This is a genomic window from Nocardioides sp. AX2bis, from assembly GCF_902506435.1.
Classification (GTDB): domain Bacteria; phylum Actinomycetota; class Actinomycetes; order Propionibacteriales; family Nocardioidaceae; genus Nocardioides.
The window spans coordinates 1,449,113-1,457,195 of record NZ_LR733215.1 but is presented as its reverse complement, the minus strand read 5'-3'; the positions used below and the strand labels follow the sequence as shown (position 1 = coordinate 1,457,195).

The 8,083-nt window shown below is 73.6% G+C and carries 8 protein-coding genes; 4 read left to right on the top strand and 4 right to left on the bottom strand.

The annotated features are described in order from the left end of the window. Positions 1 to 39 precede the first annotated feature (39 nt). Entirely contained in the window at positions 40 to 1,107 is a 1,068-nt protein-coding gene (hrcA, locus tag GV155_RS06920; protein ID WP_160006467.1) for a heat-inducible transcriptional repressor HrcA, read from the bottom strand. 127 nt (positions 1,108 to 1,234) lie between these two features. Here hrcA and GV155_RS06915 point away from each other — a divergent pair, with 127 nt between their 5' ends. The 4 genes from GV155_RS06915 to GV155_RS06900 all read left to right on the top strand — a co-directional run bounded on the left by GV155_RS06915 (position 1,235) and on the right by GV155_RS06900 (position 3,816). Then, complete coding sequence (locus tag GV155_RS06915; RefSeq protein ID WP_160006465.1) at positions 1,235 to 2,113, top strand: MBL fold metallo-hydrolase; 879 nt, start codon at positions 1,235 to 1,237, stop codon at positions 2,111 to 2,113. 66 nt (positions 2,114 to 2,179) lie between these two features. Next, positions 2,180 to 2,422: a hypothetical protein gene (locus GV155_RS06910; RefSeq protein ID WP_160006463.1), complete on the top strand. Its 243-nt coding sequence runs from the start codon at positions 2,180 to 2,182 to the stop codon at positions 2,420 to 2,422. Between the two features lie 87 nt (positions 2,423 to 2,509). Then, positions 2,510 to 3,361 carry a DUF3097 domain-containing protein gene (locus GV155_RS06905; RefSeq protein WP_160006461.1) on the top strand — a complete coding sequence of 284 codons (852 nt, stop codon included), beginning with the start codon at positions 2,510 to 2,512 and terminating at the stop codon, positions 3,359 to 3,361. Between the two features lie 17 nt (positions 3,362 to 3,378). Continuing rightward, positions 3,379 to 3,816 (top strand): DUF4870 domain-containing protein, encoded by a 438-nt coding sequence (locus GV155_RS06900; RefSeq protein WP_201300094.1) that lies wholly within the window; start codon positions 3,379 to 3,381, stop codon positions 3,814 to 3,816. A gap of 12 nt (positions 3,817 to 3,828) precedes the next feature. Here the strand turns inward: GV155_RS06900 and hemW are convergent, their stop codons facing one another. The 3 genes from hemW to GV155_RS06885 form a co-directional block, all read right to left on the bottom strand. Next, complete coding sequence (gene hemW / locus GV155_RS06895; RefSeq protein ID WP_160006459.1) at positions 3,829 to 5,064, bottom strand: radical SAM family heme chaperone HemW; 1,236 nt, start codon at positions 5,062 to 5,064, stop codon at positions 3,829 to 3,831. Between the two features lie 33 nt (positions 5,065 to 5,097). Further along, on the bottom strand, positions 5,098 to 5,997 hold the full coding sequence (locus GV155_RS06890; protein WP_160006457.1) for a dioxygenase family protein: 900 nt from the start codon (positions 5,995 to 5,997) through the stop codon (positions 5,098 to 5,100). Between the two features lie 234 nt (positions 5,998 to 6,231). After that, complete coding sequence (locus GV155_RS06885; protein WP_160006455.1) at positions 6,232 to 8,079, bottom strand: AMP-dependent synthetase/ligase; 1,848 nt, start codon at positions 8,077 to 8,079, stop codon at positions 6,232 to 6,234. Positions 8,080 to 8,083: the final 4 nt, after the last annotated feature.

Sequence of the window (8,083 nt, the reverse complement as noted above, 5' to 3'; positions counted from 1 at the left end):
GTACGGGCGCGGCCGGGGGCCGCGCCGGGGCGGGGCCGGTCAGGCCTCGTCGAGGATGCGGGTGACGTAGCGGGCCACGGCGCGGACCGCGGCCATCGTGCCGGGGTAGTCCATCCGGGTCGGGCCGACGACGCCGAGGGTCGCCAGGACGTCGTCGCGCGGGCCGTAGCCGGTGGCCACGACGCTGGTCGAGGCCAGCTGCTCGTACGGGCCCTCGCGCCCGATCCGCACGGTGACCGCGCCGTCGGCGCCGGCCTCGCCGAGCAGCTTGAGCAGCACGACGTGCTCCTCCAGCGCCTCCAGCAGCGGCCGGACCGCCGAGTCGGGGCTGTCGACGTGACGGGCCAGGTTGGCCGCGCCACCGACCGCGACCCGCTCGTCGGAGCGGTGGTCGCTCATCGCCTCGAGCAGCGCCTCGACGACCGGGCTGCTCGCGGCACTGGTGGCCCGGGTGGCGTCCTCGGGACCGGCGACCGCGGGGTCCTCGGCCGGGCCCGGCGGGGGCCCTGCGAGGTCGCGCAGCGCCTCGGCGGCGGACGCGATCAGCTCACCGACCGCGGCCCGGTTCACCAGGCGGCGCAGGTCGGCGAGGTCCTCGTCGCCCATCGGCTCGGCGACCTCGACCACCCGCTGCTCGACCCGGCCGGTGGACAGGATCAGCACGACCAGCAGCCGGGTCGGCGCGAGCGCGACCAGCTCGACGTGGCGCACGGTGGAGCGCGACAGCACGGGGTACTGCACGACGGCGACCTGGCGGGTCAGCTGGGAGAGCAGCCGCACCGAGCGGCCCACGACGTCGTCGAGGTCGACGGCGCCGTCGAGGAACGTCGCGATCGCCCGCTTCTCGGCCGCGGTCATCGGCTTGACGGTGGTGAGCCGGTCGACGAAGAGCCGGTAGCCCTTGTCGGTCGGCACCCGGCCGGCGCTGGTGTGGGGCTGCGCGATGTAGCCCTCGTCCTCCAGCACGGCCATGTCGTTGCGGACGGTGGCCGGGGAGACACCGAGGCGGTGCCGCTCCACGAGCGCCTTGGACCCGACGGGCTCCTCGGTGGACACGTAGTCCTCGACGATGGCGCGCAGCACGGCGAGCCTGCGTTCCTCCTGCATCCGGTCCTCCTCCCGCGTCTGGCACTCCCTGTTCGTGAGTGCCAATCCTAGCGCGTGGGGCGCGATCCGCCGCCTCCGCGGGGCCGGGCCCGGGACGGTCCGGGGTGGTCCGCCCTAGGGTGGCTGCGTGCCGTTCACCGAGGTCGCCGACCGTGTCTGGGTCGCCCCGCAGCCGTGGTGCGACGTCAACGTCTCCGTCGTCGGCGGTGCCGCCGGCCTGGTCGTGGTCGACACCTCCGGCTCGACCGCCGCGGCCGCGCCGGTGGCCGACGCGGTCGCCGGGCTGCCCGGCGAGGTGGTGGCGGTGGTCACGACCCACTGGCACTACGACCACGCCTTCGGCGTCGCCGCCTTCCGCGACCGGTGGCCGGCGGTGCCGGTGCACGCGCAGGAGGCCGCCGCCGACGAGCTGGCCCGCTGGGGCGAGGAGACCCGGCTGCGGATGGCCGCCGACCCCACCGAGGCGCACGCCGCCGAGCTGGCCGCGACCACCCTGGTCGCGCCCGACCACCTGTTCTCCGCCGTCAGCGTGCTCGACCTCGGCGACCGCGTGGTGGAGCTGGTCCACCCCGGCGCCGGGCACACCGCGGGCGACCTCGTCGTCCGCGTGGGGGACGTCGACCTCGTCCTGGCCGGCGACCTGGTCGAGCAGTCCGAGCTGTCGGGCGACCGTTCGGTGGGCGGGCTCGCCGTGCCCGGGCTCGGTGCGGACTGCCACCCGCTGGCCTGGCCGTCGACCCTCGACGTCGTCCTCGACCTGCTCACCCCGGCCACCCTGGTCGTCCCCGGCCACGGCCGGCCCGTCGACCGCGACCACGTCGAGCAGCAGCGCAACGAGCTCGGCCTGCTCGCCCAGCAGGTGCGCGACCTCGCCGCCGCCGGCGTCGGGCCGGACGAGGCGCTGGAGCGCGGGGAGTGGCCCTTCCCCCGGCACCTGCTCGCCGACGCGGTGCGGCGGGCGTACGACGCGCTCCCCCGCGGCGGCCGCCGGCTCCCGCTCGCCTGACCGACCGTCGCGACGCCCGTCCCCGGGGTGGTTGACGTCCCCACCCGACCCACTACCGTCACGGCCATGAGCGACGCCTCCGACGACCAGGACACCTCCGGGCCCGACATCGGGATCTCGGACGACCAGCTGCCCGAGGACCTCGTGCCCTCCGAGGACAACCCGCTGGCCGAGGGCCTCACCGACGGCGAGCAGGTCGACGACCTGATGACGAGCGGCAAGCCGGTGGAGCGCACGGAGCCCGACGGCCCGTTCGGCGAGAACGACACCTCCCACGACCAGGACGAGGACGACAGCACCGGGTCCTGACCCCGGCGCGTACCCCGGCGCGTACCCCGGCGCGTCCCCCGGCGCGCGTCCCCGGAGGTGTCGGCACCGCCGCCTAGCGTGTCCGGCGTGAGTGATCGCTACGGCTCCGACGTCCTCTCCGGCGACTGGCGCGCGCCCCGGCGCGGGCGGGCCCAGCCCGCCACTGCCGACCTCGGCACCGTCGTCGAGGAGGTCACCACCGATTTCTGCGGCGAGGTCGTCTCGGTCGACCGGGACCTGCACGTCCTCACCCTCGAGGACCGGCACGGCAAGCGCCGCACCTTCCCGCTCGGCGCCGGGTTCCTGCTCGAGGGACGGCCGGTCGTGCTGTCCGCACCGGTGCACGTCCGCGCCCCGGCCGCCCCCACGCGGACGGCCTCCGGGTCGGTCGCCGTCGCCGGCGCCCGGGCCCGGGTCGCCCTCCCCAGCCGGATCTTCGTCGAGGGCAAGCACGACGCCGAGCTGGTCGAAAAGGTCTGGGGCGAGGACCTGCGCCTGGAGGGCGTGGTGGTCGAGATGCTGCACGGCGTCGACGACCTGCCCGCCCAGCTGCGCGAGTTCGGCCCCGGACCCGGTCGTCGGGTCGGCGTCCTGGTCGACCACCTCGTCCCCGGCTCCAAGGAGAGCCGCGTCGCTGCCGAGGTCGCCGCGTCCCCGCTGGGCGAGCACGTCCTGGTCGTCGGGCACCCGTTCGTCGACGTGTGGGCCGCGGTCAAACCGCAGCGCGTCGGGCTCGAGGCGTGGCCCGAGATCCCGCGGTCGGTGGAGTGGAAGCGCGGCATCTGCGCGGCGCTCGGCTGGCCGCACGCCGAGCAGGCCGACATCGCCCGGGCCTGGCAGCGCATCCTCGCCCGCGTCTCGACCTTCGCCGACTGCGAGCCGGCCCTGCTCGGTAGGGTCGAGGAGCTCATCGACTTCGTCACCGACCCCGACGCGTGACCCGTCAGGAGACCCTCATGGACCAGCAGCCCCCGTACCCCCCTCAGCAGCCCTACGGCCAGCAGCCGTCCGGGTGGCAGCCGGGTGGTCAGCTCAGCGCCATGGACCGCACCTGGGGCGGCGCCGCGCACTGGAGCGCGCTGGTGGCGGCGTTCCTCGCCCTCGCCTTCCTCGGCCCGCTGCTGGTGCTGCTCGTCCGCTCCGACTCCCCCTGGGTTCGGCGGCAGGCGGTGGAGTCGCTCAACTTCCAGCTCTCGATGGTGATCTACGGGATCGTCGGCGGGATCCTCGCGGTCGTGGTCGTCGTGCTGACCCTGGGCATCGGGGTGCTTGCCGTCATCCCGATCGCGCTGGCCGCGGCCGGGTTCTGGCTGGTGTTCACGATCATCGGCGCCGTCAAGGCCTCGAACGGCGAGGACTACCGCTACCCGCTGACGATCCGGATGGTCAGCTGACCGTCCCGGTCCTCAGGGCAGCAGGTCGCGCACGACGCCGTCGGCGAGCAGCCGGCCCGCGTCGGTGAGCACGAGGCGGTCGCTCGAGCGGACGAGGAGTCCCCGCGACTCGAGGTCCGGCACCGACGCGACGCCCGTCGCGTCGAGGACGTCGACGGGCAGGCCGTCGCGCAGCCGCAGCTCCAGCATCACCCGTTCCACCCGCCGGTCCTCCGCCGTGAGCACCTCGCGCGCCTGCGCCGGGCTGGCGTCGGCCGCGAGCCGCGCGGCGTACGCCGCCGGGTGCTTGACGTTCCACCAGCGCACCCCGCCCACGTGGGAGTGCGCGCCGGGGCCGACGCCCCACCAGTCGCCGCCGGTCCAGTAGCCCATGTTGTGCCGGCACCGGCGGGTCCGGTCCTCGGGCTCGCCACGGGCCCAGTTGGACACCTCGTACCACCCGAGGCCCGCGGCCCGGAGCCGCGCGTCGGCCACGACGTACTTCTCGGCGAGGTCGTCCTCGTCGGGCATCGGGAGCTCGCCGCGACGTACGCGGCGGGCCAGGGCCGTGCCGTCCTCCACGATCAGGGAGTACGCCGAGACGTGGTCGGGCTCGCAGGTCAGCGCCGCGTCCAGGGTCGTGGCCCAGTCGGTGGCCGACTCGCCCGGCGTGCCGTAGATCAGGTCCAGGCTGACCTGCGAGATCCCGGCCTCGCGCGCCCACGCGACCACCTGCGGCACCCGCTCGGGGTCGTGGGTGCGGTCCAGGGTGCGCAGCACGTGCGGCACCGACGACTGCATCCCGAAGGAGATCCGGTCGAAACCGGCCTCGCGCAGCGCCACGAGCCGCTCCGGGGTGACGCTGTCGGGGTTCGACTCCGTGGTCACCTCGGCGTCGGGCGCCAGCCCGAAGCAGTCCCGGACCGCGGCGACGACCCGGCCGAGGTCGGCCGGCTCCAGCAGGGTCGGAGTCCCCCCACCGACGAAGACCGTCGAGACCGGGACGTCGACGTCGCCGAGCGCGGCACGGGCCCGGTGGACCTCGGTCACGGCCGCCTCGGCGTAGGTCGCCCGGGACGCCCCCGGGTGCTGCTGGGGACCCAGCTCGTCGGCGGTGTAGGTGTTGAAGTCGCAGTAGCCGCACCGCACCGTGCAGAACGGCACGTGCAGGTAGAAGCCGAACGGACGGCGGCCCAGCTCGGCCATGGCCTCGGCCGGCAGGGACCCGTCGGGAGGGGCGGGGTCGCCCTCGGGCAGCGTGGACGGCACGCCCCGATCCTCCCACCCCGGTCGTGGCCCCGCTCAGACGGGGACGTTGAGCGAGAGCACGTACCCCTCGTCGACCGACCCGGTCACCGACGCCATCTGCAGGGTGTGGCCGTCGGAGAAGACCGTGTCGGAGTCCAGGCTGGTCGCGGCCAGGTTGGCCACGCTGGCCTCGTAGCCCTCGGTGGCGTAGACCGCGTCGCACGCCTCCTGGGGCAGCGCGATCTGCGAGGTGCGCAGCTTCCTGGTGTAGCTCGTCGCGGAGTCGAGGGACTCGTAGACCTCGAAGTGCATGTGCGGCCAGCGGCCGTCGTAGGCCGCCGGGAAGATCGAGGTGAACTCGACGCGCCCGTCGGCGTCGGTCTCCTGGACCCCGCGCAGGTAGTTCTCGTCGACGATCGCCTCGGAGTACATCGAGTACTCGCCCTCACGGTTGCAGTGCCACAGGTACAGCGCGGCCCCCGCCAGCGGGGAGGCGTCCTCGCCCTGGAGGTCGAGCACCGTGAGCCGCACCGTCACCGGGACGCCCTCGGCCACGCCGGAGGCGGTGCCGAAGCTGGTCGTCAGGTCGCTGCGGACGATGCCGCTCTCGGACAGCACGTTGACGCCGTTGGACCCGTCCCCGGGGTACGGGCCCGCGGTCTCCTCGGGGACCTCGCCGTCGGCCACCTGGACCTCGCTCCCCGCGCCGCCTCCGTCCGGGGGCGTGCCGCCGGGACCGCCGGCGGGCCGCGCGTCGTCGGTGGCCGTGGTGGTCGCCCCGCTGTCGGTCGCACACCCGGCGGCGACGAGCCCGACCCCGCCGAGCAGCCCGAGCAGGCCACGACGGCCGAGGTTCCGCTCGGCCAGGCGGGGAAGGTCGGCCGACAGGCCGAGGTCGTGGTCCTCGAGCTCCGCGACGGCGGTGGTGCGGTGGGTACGGGCGGGGCGCGGCATGAGGTCTCCTAGGTCCGGTGGTGCTGGTCAGGACCCAGGAGACCCGGCGACCCTGTGGGTCACCTGTGCGTGCCGTGTGAGCCGCCGACGAGGACGGGGAGCGTCGACGCCGGTGGGCGTCGACCCGGTGGTCGAGGAGCGAGCGCAGCGAGCGTCGACGCCGGTGGTCGAGGAGCGAGCGCAGCGAGCGTCACGAGACCCCGCCGCGCCACCTCGACCACCGCTGACGTCGTCTCAAGCGGTGTAGAAGGAGGAGATCAGCTGCTGGTGGTTGTCCTCCACGACGTTGCGCTTGACCTTCATCGAGGGCGTCAGCTCGCCGGACTCGATGGACAGGTCGTGGTCGAGGATCTCCCACTTCTTGATGGTCTCCCAGCGGTTGAGCCGCTCGTTGAGCTGCTCGACGTAGTCGCCGACCATCGCGTGCACCTTCTCCGAGGAGACGATCTCGGTGTAGGAGCTGCCGCTCATGCCGTTCTCCTCGGCCCAGGTCGCCATGGCGTCCGGGTCCAGGGTGATCAGCGCGACCACGAAGTTCCGCTCGTTGCCGAACACCACGAACTGGCTGGTGTAGGGGCACAGCGCCTTGAACTTCGACTCGATGGCCGAGGGGGCGATGTACTTGCCGCCGGAGGTCTTGAAGAGGTCCTTGATCCGGCCGGTGATGGTCAGGAAGCCGTCCGCGTCGAGGCTGCCCTTGTCGCCGGTGCGCAGCCACCCGTCCTTGGTCAGCGTGGCCGCGGTCTCCTCGGGCAGGTTGTGGTAGCCGTCCATCACGTGGGGGCCCCGGACCTGGACCTCGTCGCCCTCGCCGATCCGGATCTCGCTGCCCGGCATCGCGTGGCCCACGGTGCCGATCTTGTAGTCCGAGGGGTGCCCGACGGCTGCGCCGGCCGCGTTCTCGGTCAGCCCGTAGCCCTCGAGGATCAGGATCCCGGCGGCGTGGAACCAGCCGGCGATCTCGCCGTTCAGCGCCGCCGAGCCGGAGATGAAGAACCGGACCCGGCCACCGAAGCGCTCGCGGACCTTGCTGAAGACCAGCTTGTCGAAGACGGCGTGCTGCGCCTTGAGCGGCAGCGGGATGCTCTGGCCCTCGCGCTTGCGTCGGTCGACCTCCAGGCCGACCTTGAAGGCCTGGTCGAAGATCTTCTTCTTCGCCCCGCCCTCGGAGGCCGTCATCGTCACGATCCGGCCGTGGGCCTTCTCGAAGATGCGGGGGGCGGCGCCCATGAAGGTCGGCTTGACGACGCCGAGGTTGTCCACGATCCGGTCGACCCGGCCGTCGATGGCGGTGGCGAAGCCACAGGCCATCTGGGTGGACAGCAGCACCTTGCCGAAGGAGTGCGCCATCGGCAGCCACAGGAACTGCAGGTCGGTCTCGTCGAGGATGCCCTGGGCCTTGATCGCCTCGCCCTCGTAGACCCAGGACCGGTGCTTGAGGCGCACGCCCTTGGGCTTGCCGGTGGTCCCGGAGGTGTAGATCAGGGTGGCCAGCTGGTCGGGCTGGATGGAGGCGGCGATGTCGTCGATCAGGCCCGGCTCGGCCGCCAGGCGCTCGTCGCCGAGCGCGGCGAGGGTGTCCATGCTGATCACCCAGTCGTCGGCGTCGTCGTCGCCGGTCGGACCGCCGTCGTGGTCGCTGAACGCGATCACCTTGGTCAGCGCCGGCAGCTCCGCGCGGCGCCCGCGCAGCTTGGCCAGCTGCTCGGCGTCCTCGGCGAAGACGACGTGGGAGTCGGAGTCGCTGAGGATGTAGGCGGTGTCCTCGGCGTTGGTGCTGGGGTAGACCGTCGTGGTCGCGCCGCCGGCGCACATCACGGCCAGGTCGGCCAGCACCCACTCGTAGCGGGTGTTGGAGGCGATGCCGACGCGCTGCTCCGGGGTCACCCCGAGGGCGACCAGGCCGGCGGCGAGGCGACGTACGCGCTTGCCCGCCTCGTCCCAGGTCACCGACTGCCAGGACTCGCCGCGGGGGAAGCGGAAGGCCTCGGCGGACCCGGAGGCCTTCACGCGGTCGAGGAACTGGACGGCCACGTTCTGGGGGAGGTGGTCGAGGAAGCTGGTGTCGATCGGGACGGGCATGACT

Coding starts and splice junctions, on each gene's coding strand:
- hrcA (WP_160006467.1), bottom strand. CDS start 1,107: ATGCAGGAGGAACGCAGGCTCGCCGTGCTGCGCGCCATCGTCGAGGAC.
- GV155_RS06910 (WP_160006463.1), top strand. CDS start 2,180: ATGAGCGACGCCTCCGACGACCAGGACACCTCCGGGCCCGACATCGGG.
- GV155_RS06900 (WP_201300094.1), top strand. CDS start 3,379: ATGGACCAGCAGCCCCCGTACCCCCCTCAGCAGCCCTACGGCCAGCAG.
- GV155_RS06890 (WP_160006457.1), bottom strand. CDS start 5,997: ATGCCGCGCCCCGCCCGTACCCACCGCACCACCGCCGTCGCGGAGCTC.
- GV155_RS06885 (WP_160006455.1), bottom strand. CDS start 8,079: ATGCCCGTCCCGATCGACACCAGCTTCCTCGACCACCTCCCCCAGAAC.